The organism is Gulosibacter molinativorax, from assembly GCF_003010915.2.
Taxonomy (GTDB): Bacteria; Actinomycetota; Actinomycetes; order Actinomycetales; family Microbacteriaceae; genus Gulosibacter; species Gulosibacter molinativorax.
Map to the genome: position 1 here is coordinate 1,520,649 of NZ_CP028426.1, position 21,147 is coordinate 1,541,795.

Here is a 21,147-nt window from a genome sequence, read left to right on the forward strand (position 1 = left end):
TCTTGAGAGAAGGGAGGGAAGAATAATTCACGAAAAATTCAGATTCCAGCGTACTCTTACTCGCCGGTCGCGGCCGACTCTTCGGCCGTTTTGTCCTCGGCCGGCAGGGATGCGCCAGCAGCCTCAGCGGCCTCGGCGGCGGGAGTGCCGGGACGGTTCTTGAGCGTCCAGCCTTCGATGTTGCGTTGCGGCGCGACGTTCAGTGCGAGCGCACCGGCGGGCACATCCTTGCGGATCGAGGTGCCGGCACCCGAGTAGACGCCGTCGCCGATCGTGACCGGGGCGACCAGCACGTTGTCGGAGCCGATCTTGGCCCAGCGGCCCACAACGGTACGGTGCTTGTTCTGGCCGTCGTAGTTCGCCGTGATCGTGCCGGCACCGAGGTTGGTGCCGTCGCCGATCTCCGCGTCTCCGACATAGGCGAGGTGCGGGACCTTCGCGCCCTTTCCGAGCGTCGAGTTCTTCGTCTCCACGAACGTGCCGACCTTTCCGCCCTCGCCAATTACCGAGTTCGGGCGGAGGTAACTCCACGGGCCGATCGTCGCGTTCGCGCCGATCACCGAGAGCGTCGCGTCGGTGCGCTTGACGGTCGCGCCCTGGCCGACCTCGCAGTCGACGAGCGTCGTGTCGGGCCCGATCACCGCATCCTCGGCGATCGTCGTGGCGCCACGAAGCTGGGTGCCCGGAAGGATCTCGACATCCTGGCCGATCGTGACGTCGGCATCGATGATCGTGGTGTCGGGGTCGACAATCGTCACGCCGTCCCTCATCCACTGAATCAGAATGCGGCGGTTGTACTCGCGGGCGGTCGCGCCGAGCTGCGCGCGGTCATTGATGCCCTGCACAAGCCACGGGTCGGTCACGCCGATTGCCTCGATGCGGCCGCCGTCGCGTTTGATGACCTCGGCAGTGTCGGTGAGATACTTCTCGCCCTGCGCGTTCGCCTGCTCGATCTGCGCGAGCGCCGTGCGGCACGCGCGTACCGAGAAGGCGTACACGCCCGCGTTGATCTCGTTAATGAGTCGCTGGTCATCGGTGGCGTCCTTGTGCTCGACGATCGAGTCAAACGAGCCGGATGCGCCACGCACGATTCGGCCGAAGCCGGTCGGGTCGTCGTAGAACGCGCTGAGCAGCGTCAGGTCATCCTGCTGCTCGCGGTGCGTGTCGATGAGGCGACGGAGCGTCACCGAGTCGAGCAGCGGCACGTCTCCGGAGAGTACGACAACGTCGCCGTCGAAGTCCCCGGGCAGCGCGTCCAGGCCAACCTCAACGGCGCGGCCGGTACCGGGAACGTCGTCCTGGTCGGCGATCAGGACATCGGGTGCGAGCGACGAGATCGCGTCTACCACCTTGGTGCGCTCGTGACGCACCACCGCGACGGTGTGCGTGGGGTCGAGCGCCGCCGCCGTCCGAAGCACGTGCCCGATGAGCGGGATTCCGCCGAGCGAGTGAAGCACCTTCGGTGTCTTCGACTTCATGCGCGTGCCTTGGCCTGCGGCCAGGATGATAATTGCGAGATTACTGTCGTTCACAAGTCCTCCAGTTCAGCGGCCGCATGGTCGCGCTCCTCCCCCAGGATTCGAACCTGGACCTAACAGCTCCAAAGGCTGTCGTGCTGCCGTTACACCAAGGAGGAATAAATTGACGCCCACTAGTCTGCCATGAGTTTAAGTCTGACATTCCTGAATTGCGTATCTGCGCCATAATGAAAGGTATGTCTACGCCAGAAAACGATGTGGTCGATGCCATCGTCCGCGAGTGGTCAACCGTCCGCTCCGACATCGATGCGACCCCGCTTGCCGTTTTCTCGCGCATTAAACGCATCTCGAAGCAGCTCGATCTGCTGCGTCGGCAGTGCTTCGCGAAAGCCGGTCTGGAGCCGAGCGAGTTCGATGTGCTCTCCGCACTCCGCCGCTCGGATGACCCGCTGGGCCTCACCCCGAAGCAGCTCCTCGCGTCCAACCTCGTGTCCTCCGGCACGATGACGAACCGCATCGACCGCCTCGTACGCCGCGGACTGGTAACGCGCGAGCACGACCCGACCGATGGTCGCAGCATCCTGGTGCGCATCACCCCGCTCGGTATCGAGCTGGTCGACGAAGCCATCACCCTCCTGCTGCGCGAGGAAGAGGCGCTCCTCGGCGGCGTCGATTCCGACGACGTGGAGGCGCTCGCGCGCGGGCTGCGCATCCTTGCCCTTCACATGGGCGAATCAGAAATCGAAATTTAGGTAGAACCGCACTTTTATGGCACACCTGCTCGGCGCAGAGAGAATTTCCCTCGAGTACCCCACCAAGGTCGTCTTCGAAGACATCACGATCGGCATCGGCGAGGGCGACCGCATCGGCATCGTCGGCCGCAACGGCGACGGCAAGTCGACGCTCATGAAGATCGTCGCCGGGCGGATCGAACCGGATTCGGGTCAAGTCACGGTGCGCGGCGGCACGACGGTCGGGATGCTCGACCAGGCCGACACCGTCGACGAGACGCTGACCGTTCGCGAGGCGATCGTCGGCGACATCCCGGAGCACGAGTGGGCCGGGGATGCGAAGATTCGCGACATCATTCGCGGCCTCGCGTCGGACCTCGACTGGGATGCGCTCGTCGGCACCCTCTCGGGTGGTCAGCGCCGCCGCGTCGCGCTCGCGAAGCTGCTGATCGGCGACTGGGACATCCTGCTGCTCGACGAGCCGACCAACCACCTCGATATCGAAGGCGTGTCGTGGCTCGCGCGACACCTGAATTCGCGCTGGCCGAAGGGATCGGGAGCGCTCGTGGTCGTGACCCACGACCGTTGGTTCCTCGACGCCGTCTGCAACACGACCTGGGAGGTGCACGACCGCATCCTCGAGCCGTTCGATGGCGGCTATGCCGCCTACATCCTGCAGCGCGTCGAGCGCGACCGGCAGGCCGCGGCCGTCGAGCAGAAGCGCCAGAACCTGATGCGCAAGGAACTCGCGTGGCTGCGCCGCGGCGCGCCCGCGCGCACCGCGAAGCCGAAGTTCCGCATCGAGGCCGCGAACGAGCTCATCTCGGATGTGCCGCCCGTGCGTAACCCGATCGAGCTCACGCAGCTCGCGACCGCGCGCCTCGGCAAGGACGTCGTCGACCTCGTCGATGTTGCCGTGTCGTTTGATTCAACGCCGCTGTTCTCGGACGTCACGTGGCGGATCGCGCCAGGCGAGCGCACCGGCATCCTCGGCGTGAATGGCGCCGGCAAGTCGACGCTGCTGCAGCTGATCTCGGGCGACCTCGAGCCGACCTCCGGGCGCGTCAAGCACGGCAAGACCGTGAAGATCGCCAAGCTCACGCAGCAGCTCGGCGAACTCGCCGAGGTCGAGAATGACAAGGTACACGAGATCATCGCGCGCCAGAAGAAGAGCTACGTCGCGGCGGGTCAGGAGCTCACGCCTTCGATGCTGCTCGAGCGGCTCGGATTCACGTCCGCGCAGCTCCAGACGCCGGTCAAGGACCTCTCGGGTGGCCAGCGACGCCGCCTGCAGCTGCTGCTCATCCTGCTCGAGGAACCGAACGTACTCATCCTCGACGAGCCGACGAACGACCTCGACACCGACATGCTCGCTGCGGTGGAGGACCTCCTCGACACGTGGCCCGGCACGCTGATTGTCGTCTCGCACGACCGCTACCTGCTCGAGCGCGTCACCGACCAGCAATACGCCGTGATCGGCGGCACGCTCCGCCATCTCCCCGGCGGCGTCGACGAGTACCTGAAGCTCCGGGATGCGGAAGAACGCGCAGGTGCCGCTGGCCGAGCGACTTCCGCCGGCCGAGCGCGTGTCGATGGCCGAGTAGGAGCCGAAGGCGCCGTATCGAGGTCCACCGCATCCGATGACCGAGTGGGTGCTGGAAGCACCGTATCGAGGTCAGCCGACCCGACCCTCACCGGCGCCGCTGCCCACGCCGCGCGCAAGGAAATCGGCGCGATCGAGCGCAAGCTCGAAAAGCTCGGCAAGGAAACCGCGGCGTTCCACGCCAAGATGGCCGAGCACGACCAGTCGGACTTCGAGGGCCTCGGCAAGCTCACTCAGGAACTGCAGGCCCTCGAGGCCGAGTCAGAGTCGCTCGAGGAGCGCTGGCTCGAGCTCTCCGAACAGCTCGACTAATCGCCGGGCTGCTCGGCCCCGGGCTCAGCAGCTACTTGGCCGACCGGTCGACTTTCGTCGGGTCTCCAGCAGCCGTAGTCAACGCATCCTGCTTGCTCGGAAACAGCGCAACCGTCAGCAGGACCGCGAGGGCAGCTCCAACGAGCTGCGCGAGGATGAACGGCAACACCGATGAAGGCGCGATGCCCGCAAAGGTATCGCTAAAGATTCGGCCGATGGTTACCGCAGGGTTCGCAAAGGAAGTCGAACTCGTGAACCAGTAGGCCGCGCCGATGTACGCGCCAACCGCGGGTCCGATCACGATCGCTGGTTGCCCCTGTCGCACGAGTCCGTTGATCAGCAGCACGAGGCCTGCGGTCGCGACGACCTCGGCGAGCAACACTGCGGGAGTTGCGCGTTCGTTCGTCGCGATTGTGGTGGCGACACCGAACATCGCGTTTGCAAGTACCGCACCGCCAATACCGCCTAGGATCTGCGCGACCACATAGATCCCGACCTCCCCCACCGATAGCCCTGTGCCGCGTCGGCGGCCGAGCACCGCATCCGCGAGCGAGACCACCGGATTGAAGTGGGCCCCTGAAACGGGCGCGAGCAGCACGATCAGCACCGCGAGCCCGAGCGTCGTGGCGAGCGAGTTCTCGAGGAGCTGCAGGCCCGCATCCGCCGACAGCCGCTCCGCGAAGATACCGGACCCGACGACGATCGCGACGAGAAGCCCGGTGCCGAGGAATTCCGCCAGCGCACGCCGCCAGGCGCCGGGGCGGATCCCCGACGCCTGGCTTGTGCTTGCGGTCACGAATTCGCTTCCGCGACGTCCCCGAGCTTCGACTCTTGACCAAGCTCAGCGAGGAGGTGCTCGATTTGCCGCTGAATCTCGTCGCGAACCTTGCGAGTGCCATCGAGGTCGAGGCCCGCCGGGTCGGCGAGATCCCAGTCGAGGTACCGCTTCCCGGGGTAGAGCGGGCACGCGTCGCCGCAGCCCATGGTGACCACGGCATCCGCCGCGCGCACGACGTCATCCGTCAGTGGCTTCGGGAAGGCCTCGTCCATCGGAATGCCGATCTCGGCAAGTGCCTCGACGACGTTCGGCAGCAGGCTCGCTGCGGGCTGCGAACCCGCCGAGCGCACGTGGACCCGGTCGCCCGCAATGTGCTTCGTGAGGGCGGCGGCCATCTGCGAACGGCCCGAGTTCTGCACGCAGACATAGAGGATCTCGGGCACCGTCTTCGTCACGAGCCCCTGCGACTGTGCGAGCGCGGTAAGGCGATCGCGCGCGAACTTCTCGGCTAGCGATGGCAGGTGTGTGGTCACGGTCGCCGTGCGGGCGAGCGCCGTGTAGGACTCGAAGACCACTCGTTCAACGGTCTCCGGGCTGAAGATGCCTTCGAATTTATCCGTGAATCGCGCGGCCACACGATTCAGCACTGGTTCTGGGGAAGCAATCGCTTCTTGTCCCGGTCGCTCATTCATGATGCCCTCCCCGCGGGCAGCAGCTCACCAATCAGGGTCTGCACCCGCTGCTTAATGTCGTCGCGGATCACGCGAACGGACTCGATGCCCTGACCGGCCGGGTCGTCGAGTTTCCAGTCTTCGTAACGCTTGCCGGGGAAGATCGGGCAGGCGTCACCGCAGCCCATCGTGATCACCACGTCGGATTCCTTGACAGCCTCCGTCGTGAGAATCTTTGGCGTGTTGCCTGCGATGTCGATGCCTTCTTCCGACATCGCCTCGACCGCGACGGGATTGATCTGGTCCTTCGGTTCGGAGCCTGCCGAGAGCACCTCGACCTGGTCGCCGGCGAGTTCCCGCAGGTAGCCCGCGGCCATCTGCGATCGTCCGGCGTTGTGGACGCAAACAAAGAGAACGGTGGGTTTTTCGGTCATGGTTGCGCTCGCTTTCTCGTTTTCTTAAAGCATAGATGATTGTCTATGTTTTCAAGAGGGTTTGGAGCTGCTATTCCCCCGAGTCTTTCGCCTCCGATGCGGCGCGGGCCGCCGCGACAAAACGATGGATGCGCTCGTGGTCCTTCACGCCCCGCGTCGCCTCGACGCCGCTCGAGACATCGACGCCCCAGGGCCTCGCCGACGCAATCGCCGCACCGACGTTGTCGGGGTTGAGTCCCCCCGCCAGGATCCAGTGCCCCTCGGGCCGAGCGTCGAGCGACTCGAGATCCCAGGTCTCGCCCGAGCCGGGCGTATGCGCATCCAACAGCAGCGCATCCTCACCGAACGCCCCAACGACCGACGAGCCCCGCGACGCCGAAGTCGCCCGCCAGACTTCCATCCCCGAAACCGAAGCGGCCTTGCGCGTGTCCGCCTCGCTGTAGTCGTGGAGCTGAAGCACGTCGACACCAGCCTGCTTCGCCGCGGCAATCGCGTCATCGATCGAAAGGTCGTGGACGACGAGGACCGTCTTCAACTCTCCCGCGGCCGCACGCACGAGTTCGGCGGCCTGCTCAACCGGGATCGCGCGGACGCTCGTGTCACTCATGACCATGCCCATCGCATCCGCCCCCGCGGCCTTCACCGCCTCGACATCGGCAACTGTCTTGAGCCCGCAGATCTTCACTAGCATGTGGCGATCCTAGCGAGCGTTCAAGGACGGATCCGGTCAATTTCTATACTGGAAGTCCGAGGTCCGCTGCCCCAGGAAGCGAGTGATCACCGTGACCTCCCCGGTGTCTAGCCCACTGCCCACCTCCGACTCGACGCCCGAACCCCAATGGCACGCCCTGACGCCTGCCAAAACCCGCGCCGCGCTCGACGTCACGAAAGACGGGCTCAGCGCCGCCGAGGTGGATGCGCGACTCGAGCGATTTGGCCCGAACGAACTCGAGGCTACCGAACCGGATTCGTGGATCGTCGTCTTGCTCAGGCAGTTCCGCTCGCCCATGGTGCTGTTCCTCCTCATCGCCGCGGTGATCACCGCGCTCCAACGCGAGTGGTTCGACACCGCGGTGATCGCACTCACGCTGCTGCTCAATGCCTCGATTGGGTTCTGGCAGGAGCGAAAATCTGATTCGGATGTGCGCGCCCTCCAACAGCTCACGCTCACCGAGGCGACGGTGGTTCGTGACGGCACGGCCCACCGAATTCCCGCATCCGGGCTCGTCCCCGGCGACACGATTCGACTCGAGTCGGGTGATCAGGTCCCCGCCGACGCGCGGCTCGACGAGGTCAACGGGCTCCAGATCGACGAATCGATGCTGACGGGCGAGGCGCTGCCCACGCTGAAATCCGCCGACCCGCTCGACGAAGCAACCGTGATTGGCGACCGCGAGAATATGGCGTTCTCGGGCACGCTCGTCGTCTCGGGACGCGCGAGCGCGATCGTCGTCGACACCGGCACGAACACCGAGATCGGCGAAATCGCCGAATCCGTCCAGGGCGAATCGGGAAAGACCCCGCTGCAGCACCTCACGGATCGGCTCGAGAAATTCATCGCGGTCGCCGTGGTCGGCATGGCCCTGCTGATCTCAGTCGCCGCGGTGTTCATAGGTGCGCCGCTGTCCGAGGCCTTCCGCACGATGGTGGCGCTCATCGTCTCCGCGCTCCCCGAGGCGCTCCCGATCGTGTTGACCGTCGCGCTGGGCGTCGGCGTGTCACGGATGGCGAAGCATCACGCCGTGGTCCGCCGCCTCCCGAGTGTCGAGACGCTTGGGTCGACCACCGTCATCGGGTCGGACAAGACCGGCACGCTCACGATCAATCGGATGACCGTCGAGCAGCTTTGGACGCCGGACGGCGAAACCCTCGACGTCCTCGCCGCGGCCGACGACGGCCGGGATCTCGATCGTGGCCAGATCGCGAGCCTTCGCACCGGCTCGCGCACGAATGAGTCGGTGCACCGCCCGGATCACGAGGTCGAGCTCCTCGGCGACGCGGTCGATGTCGCGATGGCAGCGGCAGCCCTGTCCACCGGCGCAACTACGGCGGAGGAGCTCGCCGAACGCCCGGTCGCCGACATGCCGTACGAGCCGGAGCACGCCTACTCGCAGAGCGTCTATCGCGAGGGCAACCGCTACATCCTGCACGTGAAGGGCGCGCCCGACACGATCCTCCGCTTCTGCCACGACATGGCGGCCGGGAACGAACGCGTGGCGCTCGACCCCAAAAAGGTTCGGGATGCGAACCTTGCGATGGCCCGCAACGGCCTGCGCGTGATCGCCACGGCCACCGCCGAGGTTCCCGAACCGGCTCAGGATGCGCCGCTCCCCACCCCTCGCGGCCTCACCTTCACGGGGCTGCAGGGAATGATGGATCCGCCCCGCCCGGGCGTCGCGCAGGCCATCGCCGACTGTAAGAGCGCCGGTATCCACGTGATGATGATCACTGGCGATCACCCGGCGACCGCCGAGTCCATTGGCAAACGCCTCGGCCTCGAGGGAGGCGCTCCCCCGCTGACGGGCGCCGAGATGGCCGAGCTCGATGATTTCGATCTCATCGACCGCCTCCACGAAACCTCGGTCGCGGCCCGGATGAGTCCCCAGGACAAGCTGCGCATCGTGCGCGTGCTGCAGAGTGACGACGAGATCGTCGCCGTAACCGGTGACGGGGTGAACGATGCGCCCGCGCTCAAGGCCGCATCCATCGGCGTCGCGATGGGGGCATCCGGAACCGACGTCGCGCGTGAGGCCGCCGACGTCGTGCTCACCGACGACAATTTCGTGACGATCGTCGAGGCGGTGAAGCAGGGGCGCGTCACGTTCAGCTCGATCCGCAAGGCCACCTATTTCCTCCTCGCGAACGGGCTCGCGGCGCTGCTCGCGGTCGCGGTCAATACCTTCACCGACCTGCCGCTCATCTTCCTGCCCGCCACGCTCATCTTCATGAACGTCGTGACGAACGGCGTGCAAGATATCGCGCTCGCGTTCGAGCCTGGCGAGGGCGACGAACTCAAGCAGAAGCCGCGCCCGCAGTCGGAGGGCATTCTCGGCACGACGATGTGGCTGCGCACCGTCATCACGGGCATCTGGATGGCCGCGGGCACGCTCGTGGTCTACCACGGTGCCTTCGCGATGAATCTCAGCGTCGACCACGCGCGCACCCTCGCGCTCATCACGATGGTGATGTTCAACTTCTTCAATGTCTTCAACGCGCGCGCCGAGCGCCGCTCGGTCTTCTCGCTCAACCCGCTCGGCAATCCGCTGCTGTTCTTTTCGGCGATCGTGGCGCTGCTGCTGCAGTGGGGCGCGACCGTGTGGCCGGTGTCGGCAAACCTCATCGGCCTCGAGCCGCTCAGCGCCGCCGAGTGGCTCATGTGCACACTCGTCGGTGCGACCGTGATGGTGATCGTCGAGCTCGAGAAGCTCGTGCGCCGGCTGCGCGGCTAGGCGCCGGCCTGCTGCAGCTCGAGCACGGCCTCTTTGAACTGCTTGCGGGCGCGATTCAGCCGAGAACGCACCGTCTGCACGGGAACCTTTTGATACTCCGCAATTTGTTCGTACGTGTAGTCACCGTATTCGCGCAGGACGAGCGCGACGCGGAAGTCCTCACCAAGCTTGGCGAGCGCGAGCTGCACCGTGTCGCGCATTTCATGGTCGGATGCGAAATCGTTCCCCGGCTCGTCCGGCTCGAACACTGACTGCGACTGCTCGTCGTCGCCAACCGTGATCTCGCGGCGCTTGCGAATCACCGCGAGCGCCGCGTTCGTCGCAATGCGGAACGCCCACGTGCCGATGGAGGCTTCGCCCCGGAACTTCGGCAGGTTTTGCCAGATCGCAATTAGCGCGTTCTGGAGCGCATCCTCGGCATCGGCCCGATGCTCGGTCGTGCGCAGACACGTTGCCCAGAGTCGGTCTCGGTAGGGCTGCAACAGCGCATCGAACGCCCGGCGGTCGCCTGACTTTGCTCTCGCGAGTAGGTCTCGTTCGTCGGCGAATGGTGCCACATCGCCTCCAGGTGGATGCGTGGAAGTCCGGTCATGCGCGCTCACGGCGCGCGTCTTCTGGATGCTATCCCCTGCGCCTTAAAGGGACGGCACTGGGACTGCGGGAATACTGCCAGAGGATGACCCGAAAAAAACTTTTCTCGGCCCGGGAACTTTTCGTAACCCCGACGCATCCAATCATCGACCGCAGGAACGATGCACCGGAAGGAACATTCGAACAATGACTACGAACCAGCCCGCAACGAACGACGCACCGGCCAACGACGCAAATCAGGGCTACTCGTCGGCGGAGGCATTCGACCTCGACGGTGACGGCCTCATTGACGTTGTCGAGTACGACACCGATGGCGACGGCGTCGCCGACGAATTCCACTACGACGCAGACGGTGACGGCCAGATCGACAACGTCTACACCGACCTCGACGGTGACGGATACCTCGACGCGCGTTTCATCGACACCGACGGCGACGGCGTGCTCGACTACGCCGACGTCGACACGGACGGCGACGGCATCATCGACACCACGATGTACGACACCGACGGCGACGGCAAGCTCGACCAGGCCAACATCGACACCGACGGCGACACCTACGCGGACACCTTCTCGAGCGCCGACGGCGACTACTACGCTACGCAGGTCGATCCTGGCAACGCGATGGATGCACCCGTCGGCGACGCAGGCGACGCCGAAAGCACGGATGTGCCGCACACCGATGACCCCGCTGGTGACGGCCAGCCGATCGGTGGCGAAGGCCAGGGCAACAGCGAAAGCATCCCGCCCACCGGCGACAGCTCGACCGGCGACACCGCAACTGACGGCGATGAGATCGACTACAGCGACGCGGAGTCCGCGGACTCCTATGTCGAAGGCGAAGCCACGGTGGACAGCGACGGCGACGGCATCAACGACTCCGCCGTGCTCGACCTCGACGGCGACGGCGTGGACGACGCCCTGCTCACCGACCTCGACGGCGACGGCATTGGCGAATCGCTCTCGGTCGACACCGACGGTGACGGCGTGTACGACGTCTTCGGCACGGATGCCGATGGCGACGGTGTCATCGAGGACTTCCAGGCCGACACCGACGGTGACGGCATCGGCGACACCGCGATCGACTACTAAGGAAATCCGCGAGCCGGTTCGGGAACTTTCTGGCAGGCCGCGGCATCTAATCACTGAACCTCACGAAAACAACCACCACCCACTCCCGAAAGGCCGCAGCCATGAGCACCAACGACAGCCCGTTCCAGTTCCAGACCACCGACGGCGTCCCGCAGGAAGAGCTGCAGGACGACACCACGACCCAGGACGACACGACCGAATCGGAAGCGATTCCCGAGAGCAACGACTCGACCGAGCCAGCCCCCACCGAAACCGAGACCGACACTGAAACCGAGTCGGAGACCGGCACCGGCCAGGCAACCGACTCGACCCAGAGCGTCGACACGAACGAGTATGGTTCGACCGAAGCCGAGCCGATCTACGCATCCGACACGACCCCGACGAGCTACGACTCCTCGGTCGCCTACGACGTCGACGGCGACGGCGTCGCCGAGATCATCGACTACGACACCGACGGCGACGGCTACGTCGACCAGTCGAACGTCGACAACGACGGCGACGGCCTCACCGACCAGGTCTTCATCGACGTCGACGGCGACGGCTACACCGACATCGTCGCCACCGACACGGACCTCGACGGCGTTATCGACTACATCGAGGCTGACACCGACGGTGACGGGTACGTCGACACGACGCTGCGCGACACCGACGGCGACGGTGTGCTCGACACCGCCCTGATTGACACCGACGGTGACGGCGTTGCCGACACCGAGGTTGACCTCACCGAGGAGCCCACGATCCCAAGCCCGGCCATGGGCAACCAGTTCGACCTCGACGGCGACGGCGTCTACGAATCGAACTACGTCGACCTCGACGGCGACGGCGTCGTGGATGCGCTCGGAAGCGACTGGGACGGCGATGGTCTCGCCGAAGAGGTCTACCAGGACACCGACGGTGACGGCGTGTACGACACTGTCTACGTCGACAGCGACGGCGACGGCGAGCTCGACACGGCCTACACCGGGGACGACACCTCCGGCGCTGCCGACGCGGCTCTCTAAATCCGCAAAAAAGGATGCGCGGGGCGGGAACTTTCTTCCCGCCCCGCGCATCCAATCTATGAACACACCACGCGGAACATTCCTCCTCAGCAAAGGATTTCGACATGACCACGAACCAGCCCAACGAGTACCTCGACCTGAACAACGACGGCATCTCTGACGCCCAGACCGTTGATGTCGACGGCGACGGCGTCGTCGACGGCATGAAGGTCGACCAGGACAGCGACGGAGTGACCGACTACGCCGTCTACGACGCGGACGGTGACGGGTACGCCGAATCCACCATTCTCGACACTGACGGCGACGGCAACCCCGACACCCTCCTCGTCGATGAGGACGGCGACGGTTACGCCGACAGCTCCGCGGCGATCAACCCCGATGGCTCGCTCGCCGATGGCGGCAGCGAGGCCGGAGACACCGGCACGAACGACGCCACCGAGCCAGTCACGAACACCAACTCAACCACCAACACCACCACCGAGACCGAGGGCGTCACGACCGAAGACCTCGACGGCGACGGCTACGCCGAGACGGTCTTCATCGACGAGGACGGCGACGGCTACGCCGAGACGATTGCAATCGACTCGAACGCTGACGGCGAGATTGACATGGTCGACTACGACTACGACCAGGACGGCACCTCAGACGAGATCTACGTCGACTCGGACTTCGACGGCGACTTCGATACCGTCTACACGGACGCCGACGGCGACGGTCAGTACGAGGCCTCGACAGACGGCACCACGCCTGACCCGGTCGGCACCCCAGGCGGTGGCACACCACCGGCAGACACCAACTCGCAGCAGGTCGACACCTCGGGCACCGGCGAGACCGTGAGTGACACCGGCGAATTCACTTACGACTCGGACGGCGACGGGGTGAATGACTCCGGCTACTTCGACATCGACGGCGACGGCGTGGACGACACGTTCGGCACCGACTCGAACGGTGACGGCTACGTCGACTCGGCGATCATCGATCTCGATGGCGACGGTACCTACGACGTGTACGCCGAAGACACCGACGGCGACGGCATCCTCGACACCGAGACTGACATGTCCGGCGGCAGCTCTTCCTCGGCAACGCCCGTCAGCGACACCGGCACGTCGACCAGCGACGGCTCATCCTCGTACAGCGACCTCGGCACCCCCACCGTCGACGTCGACGGGGACGGCGTGATCGAGTCGGTCGAGTTCGACGTCGATGGCAACGGCGTGACCGACACGCTCGTTTCGGACCTCAACGGCGACGGTGTGGCCGACGCTGTCTTCATGGACACCAACAACGACGGACACTTCGACGTCACGGGTGCCGACACCGACGGCGACGGCTACCTCGACTCCTATGACACCGACGGCGACGGCGAGTTCGACACCTTCGACTTCGACGGCGACGGCGTCGCCGACGCCTAGACCGGCCAAACCCAACTCCTCCCCACGGTGTGCTGTCGGGTGACCACGACATTCACCCGACAGCACACACCCCCACTCTTTTTACTCACAAGGAGCCTCGAACATGGTTAGCGAAAACAGCAGCCCTAGTGCCTCGGAAGAGCCGCTGCTCGGCGCCGCCCCCACACTTCCCGATGAGCAGTGGGGCCAGCTGCTTGACTCGGTATTCGAGGCACCTCCCGGCTACGCCGACGACATCGTGGATGCGTTCAATGCACCAGAGAGCGCGGACGAAACCGTCGACACGGATGACCACACGATCGACTTTGACGCCGTCGCCGGTGGCGCTGGGGAAACCGGAAGTGCAGGCGCAACCGGCGGCGCGAGCGACGCTACTTCCGTCGACGACGACTCCCTCATCGACGTGGACGCGGCCGAGGAAGACAGCAATGCGGCCGCTGGTACGCAAACCGCAACAGCGAACGGTTTTGCCGCCGAGGCCGAATCCGGATTTTCGGTCGACACTGCGTTTACGGTCGACACTGCGGCCGCCACCGAGGACGACCTCGGCTTCGAAGACACGGGCGCCGATGCGGACTCGGAGTTCTCGATCGACACGGCCGATCTCGATGCCGAGGACCTCGGCGACGGGCTCGATGGCGACACCTTCGACACGGGCGAATACTTCGTGTAGGCCGGTGGAGTTGAGGCCGGTTGCGCCGAGGCAGGAAGGGTCGGACCTAGCGTCCGGCCCTTCCGAGTTTCATCGCCAACAGCGTGAACGAACGGTCGAGCACGTTGTACGCGTTCTGCCGCTCGGGGTACGGCTCGACGACTGAGGCGCGCCGTGCCTCCATACTCCACGTGAGGGCCTGCTGTCGCAGCTGATCGGGCGTGCTTGCCGGCGAGAGCGCGAGCCGCTCGGCATCGTTTCGACCCGACAGCTGGCGGTCCAGCATCCCGACGAGCGGGTGGTTGGGCTCGATCGCAGCCAGCCGCTCAAGCGCATCCAGCTCTTGCAGCGGATGCAACTCCGGCTTGAGCTTCGCCTCGGCCACGAACCCGCGCAGCGGCGGTGGCGCGCCGTTGGCCCACGCAAGGCGCTGCAGCCGCTCCATCGCGCGGCGCGTCTTGACGTGCACGTAGCGGCCCACGTAGCGCACCGCCAGTGCGCGGCGCAGCTCGTCGATGCCGGAAGATTTCTCGAGCCAGTGGCTCAGTGCCCGCGCGCCGTTTCGCGCCGGCTCGCGACCGAAGCGGATGCCGTACTCGCCGATGAGCTCGGCAAGCCGCGACACCTCGAGGTTCAGGATGCCGGGGGCGAGTTCGCCGAGATAGTTGGGGTCACGCAGCTCCAGGTCGAGCTCGTCGACGCCGCCGAGCTGACCGAGCATCGCCGCGTCATGCTCGCGCACGAGACCCGCTCGCGCGGCCTGCGCCATGTTACCGGCGACCGCGACGACATTGCCGAGGAGCGCACCGTGCTGCTGGGCAAACTTCGCGGCGCCCTGCCGGGCCATTTCGATCGGGTCGTCCCCGCCCCACGGCGAGCCGCCGAACGTGTCGGCGTGCGTAAGCACACCGATCGCGTGCGAGGCCGCCTCGGCTGGCGTATTCGTCACCGACGCCCACTCGCGCAGGAAATCGACATCATCCCGCATTGGCATGTCGTGGAACACCACGAGCAGCGCATCCGCCGCCCGAACGCCCTCGTGGCCGAGCACGGTGCGCCGGGTCGCGTCCTCGTTCGAGGTCGTGGTGGTCGCGAGGCCCGGGGTATCGATAAGCGTCATGTCGCGCAACACCTCGGACTGCAGGTACACCACCGCGTGCTGCACGTGCTCGGGTGGGACGGGCAGCCGCTCGGGCAGGCAGCCGTTGTACAGGTCGAACGGGATGCGCCGACCGTCGCGCGTGAAGACCTCGCCACGCTCTGGGCCGCCGAACGTGTAATGCGTCGTGACCTTCGTGCACTCGACCGCTGCGGTCGGCGCGACGACGCGGCCGACGAGGGCGTTTACGAGCGTGGACTTACCTGCCTTCACGCGCCCCACCACCGCGAGCCGGATCGTCTCGTCAAGCGAGCGCCGCACCATGTCGGTGACGCGGCCCGTGCCGGGGCGATCGACGCGGTCAAAGGCATCGCAGAGCTCGAAAATGGCCCTGCGCATCCCCTGACTAGTTTCGATCGACCCGCTCATACGCGCTCGGTGGTGGCCACTGCGTAGGCGACCTCGCTGAGCGGGCGCATGGTGAATCGATTGCTGAAGTCGTTGAGGTTGTCGTGGTTGCCGTGCGACGGGTCATTGTCGAGCCGCACGAACAGCCCGAAGGGCTGGCCCTCATACAGATAGACGTGCGAGTAGCCGCCGCTGCCGTCGGTGAATTCGCCTTCCCAATGCGGGCCGGCAGGCTCGCCGTTTACCTCCCACGTGCCGGGATCCTCGTTGTAGAGGCTCTCGGCGTAACCGACCGCATCGTCATAGGAGTTGAACTCCATGACGTAGACGAAGCTGTTCGGGCGGTCGTACCAGGAGCACTCCTTCTGCATCGAGTCGCCCGCAACCTCCTGGCAGGAGGCGCCGTCAAAGGACACGAGCCAGTCGAGCGCTGCCTGACCGGTCAACCGGTTGCAGTTCTCCTTCGCACCGGCGGATGCCCCATCCCAGCACTCGATCTCGCCTTCGGCCACCACGATCTCTTCGACCGTCGGGGTGTCGGTGGGGTCGCCCGTCGCGATCGAGGAGCCACCGCCACCGAAGATCGAGGTTGCGCCCCAAATGACGCCGACGACGACTACGATCGCCGCGAGGATGCCGAGGACGAGCTTGAGCGGGCTCTTCTTCTTGCCGCCCAGCGCTCCGGCCGACTGACTGACGGCCTGCCCGCCCGCCGGGCCCTTACCGTAGCTGCCGCCCCCGGCCTGGGTGGCAGGGCGCGCCGCGCCCATGATGCCAAACGGCTGCGTTTGCGCGGGCGATTGATTCGGTGCCGGGCGCTGCCCCGGTGCTACTGGTCGGGACTGCGCGGGTGGTCGAGACTGCCCGGGCGACTGTGCCGGCGGTCGTGCGGGCCCCTGCCCCTGAGGCGGGCGCTGCACCTGGCTCGGCGAACCGGTCGCGGATGCACTCCCCTGCGCGCCCTGGAAAAGGCCCGGCTGCGCGACCGCGGGGCGCTGCTGGCCGGGATGCGCGGGCTGGCCCGGTCGGGTCATCCCGGCTACCGGCCCAGTCGCGCCCGCAGGCGGCGAGAACGGAGCGCTCGCCGGCGGATTCTGCGAGGGCTGCGCGGACACTGGCGCCTGCGTCGGCGCCGGCGTGGAAGGCTTGAGTGGCTGGGCGGCGCGGACGGCACCGAGCGGCGCGACGTGCAGCGCGCCCTCCGCGACGACCAGCTTCGGGTCGTCGAGGGTCGCAATGCGGATGCCGGTTCGCTCCCGAATCATGTGACTGATCGCCGGTGTCCGCGAGGAACCACCGGTCAGGTACAGCACCTCGGGTGGCGGGCCGCTGACCTGGGCGAAGACGTCGGTGAGGAGCTTGCCCGCGCGATCGAGGTCATCCGCGATGAGCTTCTCGTATTCCTTGCGGGTGATGGTGACCACGGCATCCTCTTCGCCGAGACTCACTGCGATATCGGCGTCGGGACGGGTAGAAAGCTCGATCTTGGCAGAGGTCACGGCGCGGCTCAACGTGGTCTGCGCGCGCAGCTCAGACATCGTCTTGGGGCGGTGGAGGCGGTCGGCGAGCTCCGAGTGGCCGCGGCGCGCGAGCGTCTCGAGGGCCCAGTCGAGCAGGCGAGCATCAAACGTGCGACCGCCGAGCACGGGGTCGCCGCCGTAGGCGAGGACGCGATAGCCCTCGGGCAGCTGGGGCGCGCGCTCGAGGACCGCGAGGTCGAGAGTGCCGCCACCAAAGTCGAACACCGCAACGCGCGAGCCGGGGGCTGCGCGGTGGTTTCGGGCGTAGTGCGCCGCCGCCGCGATCGGCTCGTTCACGGTCCGGATGGTCTCGGCGGCGAATCCCGCCGCAACGGCGCCCTCGCGGAGCGCCTCGATCTGCGACGGTGCCCAAGCGACCGGGTGCGTCAGCCAGACCTCGGCCGGGGATGAACCGTCCTGGCGGCGCAGCGCCGCTGCTCGCACGTACGAATAAATCTCCCGCACGATGTCATTCGGGCTGACGATCTCGCCGGCAAGCACGACCTCGCCGCGGCCGACGAGCATCTTCGGCGAGCGTTCGAAGCCGTCGGGGTGACGCAGCTGGGCGTTGACGGCCTCCTCGCCGACGCGGAATCCGCTGGGAGTCAGCACGATCGCGGAGGGCATTGAGGTGCCGCTCTCGCTGAGCGAAATGGGTCGGACGGCTCCCTGCGCATCGATGGCAGCGGCGGTATTCGACGTGCCGAAGTCGATTGAGAGGCGCCAGGCCATATGAAGCATTCCTATCTTGCGGGTTCAGAATCTCGAGACTGCAAACTGATACGAGGATACGTGGTTAGGGACCTGGTGCCGAAGCGCGGTCCGTAAGTCGCAAGATTTCGTCGTGCGCGGCCGCCATGGCGGATTCGATTTGCTCTATCTTCGGGTCGATTTGCGCGAGCCGACGCTCCCGCTCCGACTCGCTCGCGCGCTTGGCCGATTCGAGCCGCGCAAGCTCCGTTTTCGCATCCGTCACCGACTGCCGCAGGTCGCGGTCGAATACCTTGCGCGCATCCGTCGAGACGACGCCGAGGACGCCCCGCACCGCGCGATCGAGGGTCTCGCGCAGCTCGATCGTGGCGTCATTCGCCGTCTGCATCACCGACTGCCGCTTCGCCTGCCGCCGCGCCAGGATGATGCTGAAACTGCCCATCACCGCAACGCCGATCACCGGCATGAACACGACCGAGGTGATCGCGGTGAGCATGCCGCCGATACCCGAGCCCATCAGCACGCCCGAGACCATCATGCGCGGATCGATCGAGGCCGTGCCACGATCGAGCCCACCGCGAGGCCCCGCATCCGCCTCGAGCGCCCGCCGCTCGACCTCCTGCAGGAGCCCCTGCTGGGGATCCATGCCCGCCGCGGCATACAGCTCGGAGAGCAGGCTCGTGCCGCGCTGCACGATCCCTCGCAGCGCGCGGCCGACCTGCACCTCAATATCAGCCGCCATCTCGTTCATGAGCGCGACGCTCTGCTTCTCGCTAATGCCCGCGCCGTATTTTTGCAGCCGGTCCTTCCAGTGCGCCCCGAATTCGCGGGACAGCCGGGCATTGGCGGCCGTGAGCTCGACTCGCACGCGGTCGACCTGCGCGTTCCAGTCGTACTTCGAATCCTCGAAGGTGCGCAGCAGCTTTTCGCGGTGATCGCGCACGGCAAGCAGATTGTCGTGCTTCTCGACGATCCCGCCCAGCGCCTCGCGCTCGGTCTCCAGCTGGATGAGCGGCTTCTCGAGCATCGCGATCCCCTGCCGGAGCGCGTTGAGCGTCGGCAGCTTCGAGCCGCGCTCGAGCGGGGCCCGCAGTGCGCGAATCAGCTCGTGGACATTGCTCGACCCGTAGAGCTTGCGGCGTCGCGCCTCGTCGGGCTCGGCGGCCGCGCGCTCGCCCCAGGCGCCCGAAACAGGGATGATCGGGATGTTCGCGAGCCGCGGGTCGCGCGCCGCGAGAACCTGCCGATTCTCTTCCAGCACGGCCTGCCAGTGCCCGCGATAGAGGTCGATCTTCGTGACGGCGAGGACGACTGACTCGACCATCGTGCTGCAGTGCACGAGAAACTCGAGCGCGGGCTTCGTGATCCGGCCGGCGGCGTCGGTGACCATGAGCAGCACCGATGCATCCTGCGCGCGGGCGATCGCGCGCATCACATACGCCTCGCTGAGCCCGCCCGAGCCGGGCGTATCGACGATCGTGACGCGACCTAGCGGTGACTTCTTCACGGCGCGGGATGCCTGCAGGGGCGGCTCCTCCGCATCCAGCAGGGTCGGCGAGTCGATCCGCACCCACTGCGGCAGCTCCTCGGCGGGGATGCGGCGCAGCCGCGGCTCGGATGCGTACTCCAGCTCCGCCTGCCCGAACGGGAAGTTCTCGCTCTCGGGCACGTAGCTCACCGAAAGCCCCGTGGTCTCCGTCGGCCCGACCGGCGAGGTTCCGGGGGCGCCGAGGATCGCGTTGATGAGCGTGGACTTGCCGCGATTCATCTCACCGACCACGACCACGCTCGGCTGTCGGCCCTGCGAATCCTTGATCATCCGAGCGATCGCCGCGAATTGCTCGCTGCGATCATTGGCCTTCGCCGCGGCGCCGAGTTGCCGGAACGCAAGCGTCGCCGAGTTCGGCTTTGGCTTGGTCTCGGTTTTCGGGGCCTCTGACGTCATGCCATTACCGTAGTGCGTTTGCGCGACGGCCCACCACCTCCCGGCGGCGCAACACGCGTACATCCCTGCGCCGACTCGCAGGCCACGGCGTCGGCGCCGGACGCGTCGACACAGGACGGGTCGGCGCGGGGCTGGTCGGCGCGGCGCTGCGCGTTAGGCGTTCTGCTGCGCGATGAGCTCTTCGATCGAGTGACCGGGCTCGAGCGGCTCGCGGACCGGTCCGGGAGCCGTGCCCGTGCCGAACGGGGAGCCGCCCATTTCCTCGCGGTGATGCGCGGTGAGCCAGTTCGCGAAGTTCGGGCCCTTGGGGACGATCTTCGTCGGGTTGATGTCCTCGTGCACCTCGTAGTAGTGCCGCTTGATGTCGACGAAGTCGGTCGAGTCACCGAACCCCGGCGTCTGGAACAGGTCTCGGGCGTAGGCCCACAGCACCGGCATCTCGCTGAGCTTCTGGCGATTGCACTTGAAGTGTCCGTGGTAGACCGCATCGAAGCGAGCGAGCGTCGTGAACAGCCGCACGTCGGCCTCGGTGATCGTGTCGCCCATGAGGTAGCGGCGCGTCTCAAGCCGTTCCGAGACCTTGTCGAGCGCGGTGAAGAGGCGGTCATACGCCTTGTCGTACGCATCCTGCGAACCGGCGAAACCGCAGCGGTACACGCCGTTGTTGATCTCGGTGTAGATGTGCCGCATGACCGACTCCATCTCGTCCCGCAGCGGCTCCGGGTAGAGGTCGGGTGCACCGTCGCGGTGGAATTCGGTCCACTCGGTCGAGAAGTCGAGGGTGATCCACGGGAAGTCGTTCGTCACGACGGCCTTCGTCGGCACGTCGACGATCGCCGGGACCGTGATGCCCTTCGGGTAATCCGAGAAGCGAGCGAAGTATGCCTCCTGAAGCCGCTCGTAACCGAGCACCGAGTCACGGCCGTCCGGATCCTTGTCGAAGGTCCACGAGCGAACATCGTGGGTCGGTCCGCAGATCGCCATCGAGATCGCGTCCTCGAGGCCGAGCAGCCGGCGCACGATCGTCGCGCGGTTGGCCCACGGGCACGCCCGCGAGACAACAAGTCGGTAGCGGCCCGCCTCGACGGGCCAGGTCTGGATGCCCTCGCCAACCGGGCGGGCATCCTTCGTAATGCGATCGGTGATGTAGGCGGTGTCGCGGGTGTATTCCTCACCCGTCTTGGTGTAGGCACCCTTGGTCGAATTCTCGTCGCTCATGCCGTCAGTGTAGACGGGCGCGTGATTAATCATCCTGATCGCACC

17 protein-coding genes and 1 tRNA gene are annotated in these 21,147 nt (G+C 66.2%); 7 read left to right on the forward strand and 11 right to left on the reverse strand.

The window, feature by feature from the left end; genetic code table 11:
* Positions 1 to 56: 56 nt before the first annotated feature.
* Both glmU and GMOLON4_RS07250 read right to left on the reverse strand, forming a co-directional pair.
* Positions 57 to 1,532 carry a bifunctional UDP-N-acetylglucosamine diphosphorylase/glucosamine-1-phosphate N-acetyltransferase GlmU gene (gene glmU, locus GMOLON4_RS07245; protein WP_026936302.1) on the reverse strand — a complete coding sequence of 492 codons (1,476 nt, stop codon included), beginning with the start codon at positions 1,530 to 1,532 and terminating at the stop codon, positions 57 to 59.
* Between the two features lie 32 nt (positions 1,533 to 1,564).
* Positions 1,565 to 1,636 (reverse strand) — tRNA-Gln (locus tag GMOLON4_RS07250).
* Positions 1,637 to 1,714: 78 nt separating this feature from the next.
* Here GMOLON4_RS07250 and GMOLON4_RS07255 point away from each other — a divergent pair.
* Together GMOLON4_RS07255 and GMOLON4_RS07260 are read left to right on the forward strand one after the other, a co-directional pair.
* Positions 1,715 to 2,230: a MarR family winged helix-turn-helix transcriptional regulator gene (locus GMOLON4_RS07255; protein WP_026936301.1), complete on the forward strand. Its 516-nt coding sequence runs from the start codon at positions 1,715 to 1,717 to the stop codon at positions 2,228 to 2,230.
* A 16-nt stretch (positions 2,231 to 2,246) separates the two neighbouring features.
* Positions 2,247 to 4,124: an ABC-F family ATP-binding cassette domain-containing protein gene (locus GMOLON4_RS07260; RefSeq protein WP_026936300.1), complete on the forward strand. Its 1,878-nt coding sequence runs from the start codon at positions 2,247 to 2,249 to the stop codon at positions 4,122 to 4,124.
* Between the two features lie 31 nt (positions 4,125 to 4,155).
* Here the strand turns inward: GMOLON4_RS07260 and GMOLON4_RS07265 are convergent, their stop codons facing one another.
* The 4 genes from GMOLON4_RS07265 to GMOLON4_RS07280 all read right to left on the reverse strand — a co-directional run bounded on the left by GMOLON4_RS07265 (position 4,156) and on the right by GMOLON4_RS07280 (position 6,698).
* Positions 4,156 to 4,920 (reverse strand): MIP/aquaporin family protein, encoded by a 765-nt coding sequence (locus GMOLON4_RS07265; RefSeq protein WP_245575380.1) that lies wholly within the window; start codon positions 4,918 to 4,920, stop codon positions 4,156 to 4,158.
* Entirely contained in the window at positions 4,917 to 5,594 is a 678-nt protein-coding gene (locus tag GMOLON4_RS07270) for an arsenate reductase ArsC (RefSeq protein WP_051266406.1), read from the reverse strand. The genes GMOLON4_RS07265 and GMOLON4_RS07270 overlap by 4 nt, the downstream gene beginning before the upstream one ends.
* Positions 5,591 to 6,007, reverse strand: a complete 417-nt coding sequence (locus tag GMOLON4_RS07275; RefSeq protein ID WP_026936299.1) for an arsenate reductase ArsC — start codon at positions 6,005 to 6,007, stop codon at positions 5,591 to 5,593. Before GMOLON4_RS07275 ends, GMOLON4_RS07270 begins: the two co-directional genes overlap by 4 nt.
* 70 nt (positions 6,008 to 6,077) lie before the next feature.
* Entirely contained in the window at positions 6,078 to 6,698 is a 621-nt protein-coding gene (locus GMOLON4_RS07280; protein WP_026936298.1) for a phosphoribosylanthranilate isomerase, read from the reverse strand.
* Positions 6,699 to 6,801: 103 nt separating this feature from the next.
* Here GMOLON4_RS07280 and GMOLON4_RS07285 point away from each other — a divergent pair, with 103 nt between their 5' ends.
* Complete coding sequence (locus GMOLON4_RS07285; protein ID WP_051266436.1) at positions 6,802 to 9,456, forward strand: cation-translocating P-type ATPase; 2,655 nt, start codon at positions 6,802 to 6,804, stop codon at positions 9,454 to 9,456.
* On the opposite strand, the gene GMOLON4_RS07290 is transcribed toward GMOLON4_RS07285, so the two are convergent.
* Positions 9,453 to 10,013 (reverse strand): RNA polymerase sigma factor, encoded by a 561-nt coding sequence (locus GMOLON4_RS07290; RefSeq protein ID WP_026936297.1) that lies wholly within the window; start codon positions 10,011 to 10,013, stop codon positions 9,453 to 9,455. The two genes, GMOLON4_RS07285 and GMOLON4_RS07290, sit on opposite strands and share 4 nt — an antisense overlap.
* A gap of 220 nt (positions 10,014 to 10,233) precedes the next feature.
* Here GMOLON4_RS07290 and GMOLON4_RS07295 point away from each other — a divergent pair, with 220 nt between their 5' ends.
* The 4 genes from GMOLON4_RS07295 (at position 10,234) to GMOLON4_RS07310 (ending at position 14,222) form a co-directional block, all read left to right on the forward strand.
* Positions 10,234 to 11,136 carry a hypothetical protein gene (locus GMOLON4_RS07295; protein WP_026936296.1) on the forward strand — a complete coding sequence of 301 codons (903 nt, stop codon included), beginning with the start codon at positions 10,234 to 10,236 and terminating at the stop codon, positions 11,134 to 11,136.
* 101 nt (positions 11,137 to 11,237) lie between these two features.
* On the forward strand, positions 11,238 to 12,137 hold the full coding sequence (locus GMOLON4_RS07300; protein WP_084147372.1) for a hypothetical protein: 900 nt from the start codon (positions 11,238 to 11,240) through the stop codon (positions 12,135 to 12,137).
* A gap of 104 nt (positions 12,138 to 12,241) precedes the next feature.
* The gene (locus GMOLON4_RS07305; RefSeq protein WP_026936295.1) at positions 12,242 to 13,549 is read left to right on the forward strand and encodes a hypothetical protein; all 1,308 of its coding nucleotides are present in this window, start codon (positions 12,242 to 12,244) and stop codon (positions 13,547 to 13,549) included.
* 103 nt (positions 13,550 to 13,652) lie between these two features.
* On the forward strand, positions 13,653 to 14,222 hold the full coding sequence (locus tag GMOLON4_RS07310; protein WP_026936294.1) for a hypothetical protein: 570 nt from the start codon (positions 13,653 to 13,655) through the stop codon (positions 14,220 to 14,222).
* A gap of 46 nt (positions 14,223 to 14,268) precedes the next feature.
* Here the strand turns inward: GMOLON4_RS07310 and GMOLON4_RS07315 are convergent, their stop codons facing one another.
* The 4 genes from GMOLON4_RS07315 to GMOLON4_RS07330 all read right to left on the reverse strand — a co-directional run bounded on the left by GMOLON4_RS07315 (position 14,269) and on the right by GMOLON4_RS07330 (position 21,102).
* Positions 14,269 to 15,699, reverse strand: a complete 1,431-nt coding sequence (locus GMOLON4_RS07315; RefSeq protein ID WP_051266404.1) for a dynamin family protein — start codon at positions 15,697 to 15,699, stop codon at positions 14,269 to 14,271.
* Positions 15,700 to 15,725: 26 nt separating this feature from the next.
* Positions 15,726 to 17,960, reverse strand: a complete 2,235-nt coding sequence (locus GMOLON4_RS07320; protein ID WP_051266401.1) for an Hsp70 family protein — start codon at positions 17,958 to 17,960, stop codon at positions 15,726 to 15,728.
* A gap of 64 nt (positions 17,961 to 18,024) precedes the next feature.
* Positions 18,025 to 19,884, reverse strand: a complete 1,860-nt coding sequence (locus GMOLON4_RS07325; protein WP_026936293.1) for a GTPase — start codon at positions 19,882 to 19,884, stop codon at positions 18,025 to 18,027.
* A 153-nt stretch (positions 19,885 to 20,037) separates the two neighbouring features.
* Positions 20,038 to 21,102: a glutathione S-transferase family protein gene (locus GMOLON4_RS07330; RefSeq protein ID WP_035732215.1), complete on the reverse strand. Its 1,065-nt coding sequence runs from the start codon at positions 21,100 to 21,102 to the stop codon at positions 20,038 to 20,040.
* Between the last annotated feature and the right edge of the window lie 45 nt (positions 21,103 to 21,147).

Bases quoted from the DNA above. Each gene is read 5' to 3' on its own strand.
- GMOLON4_RS07255 (WP_026936301.1), top strand. From the start codon at position 1,715: ATGTCTACGCCAGAAAACGATGTGGTCGATGCCATCGTCCGCGAGTGG.
- GMOLON4_RS07260 (WP_026936300.1), top strand. From the start codon at position 2,247: ATGGCACACCTGCTCGGCGCAGAGAGAATTTCCCTCGAGTACCCCACC.
- GMOLON4_RS07270 (WP_051266406.1), bottom strand. From the start codon at position 5,594: ATGAATGAGCGACCGGGACAAGAAGCGATTGCTTCCCCAGAACCAGTG.
- GMOLON4_RS07275 (WP_026936299.1), bottom strand. From the start codon at position 6,007: ATGACCGAAAAACCCACCGTTCTCTTTGTTTGCGTCCACAACGCCGGA.
- GMOLON4_RS07280 (WP_026936298.1), bottom strand. From the start codon at position 6,698: ATGCTAGTGAAGATCTGCGGGCTCAAGACAGTTGCCGATGTCGAGGCG.
- GMOLON4_RS07295 (WP_026936296.1), top strand. From the start codon at position 10,234: ATGACTACGAACCAGCCCGCAACGAACGACGCACCGGCCAACGACGCA.
- GMOLON4_RS07300 (WP_084147372.1), top strand. From the start codon at position 11,238: ATGAGCACCAACGACAGCCCGTTCCAGTTCCAGACCACCGACGGCGTC.
- GMOLON4_RS07305 (WP_026936295.1), top strand. From the start codon at position 12,242: ATGACCACGAACCAGCCCAACGAGTACCTCGACCTGAACAACGACGGC.
- GMOLON4_RS07310 (WP_026936294.1), top strand. From the start codon at position 13,653: ATGGTTAGCGAAAACAGCAGCCCTAGTGCCTCGGAAGAGCCGCTGCTC.
- GMOLON4_RS07315 (WP_051266404.1), bottom strand. From the start codon at position 15,699: ATGCGCAGGGCCATTTTCGAGCTCTGCGATGCCTTTGACCGCGTCGAT.
- GMOLON4_RS07320 (WP_051266401.1), bottom strand. From the start codon at position 17,960: ATGGCCTGGCGCCTCTCAATCGACTTCGGCACGTCGAATACCGCCGCT.
- GMOLON4_RS07325 (WP_026936293.1), bottom strand. From the start codon at position 19,884: ATGACGTCAGAGGCCCCGAAAACCGAGACCAAGCCAAAGCCGAACTCG.
- GMOLON4_RS07330 (WP_035732215.1), bottom strand. From the start codon at position 21,102: ATGAGCGACGAGAATTCGACCAAGGGTGCCTACACCAAGACGGGTGAG.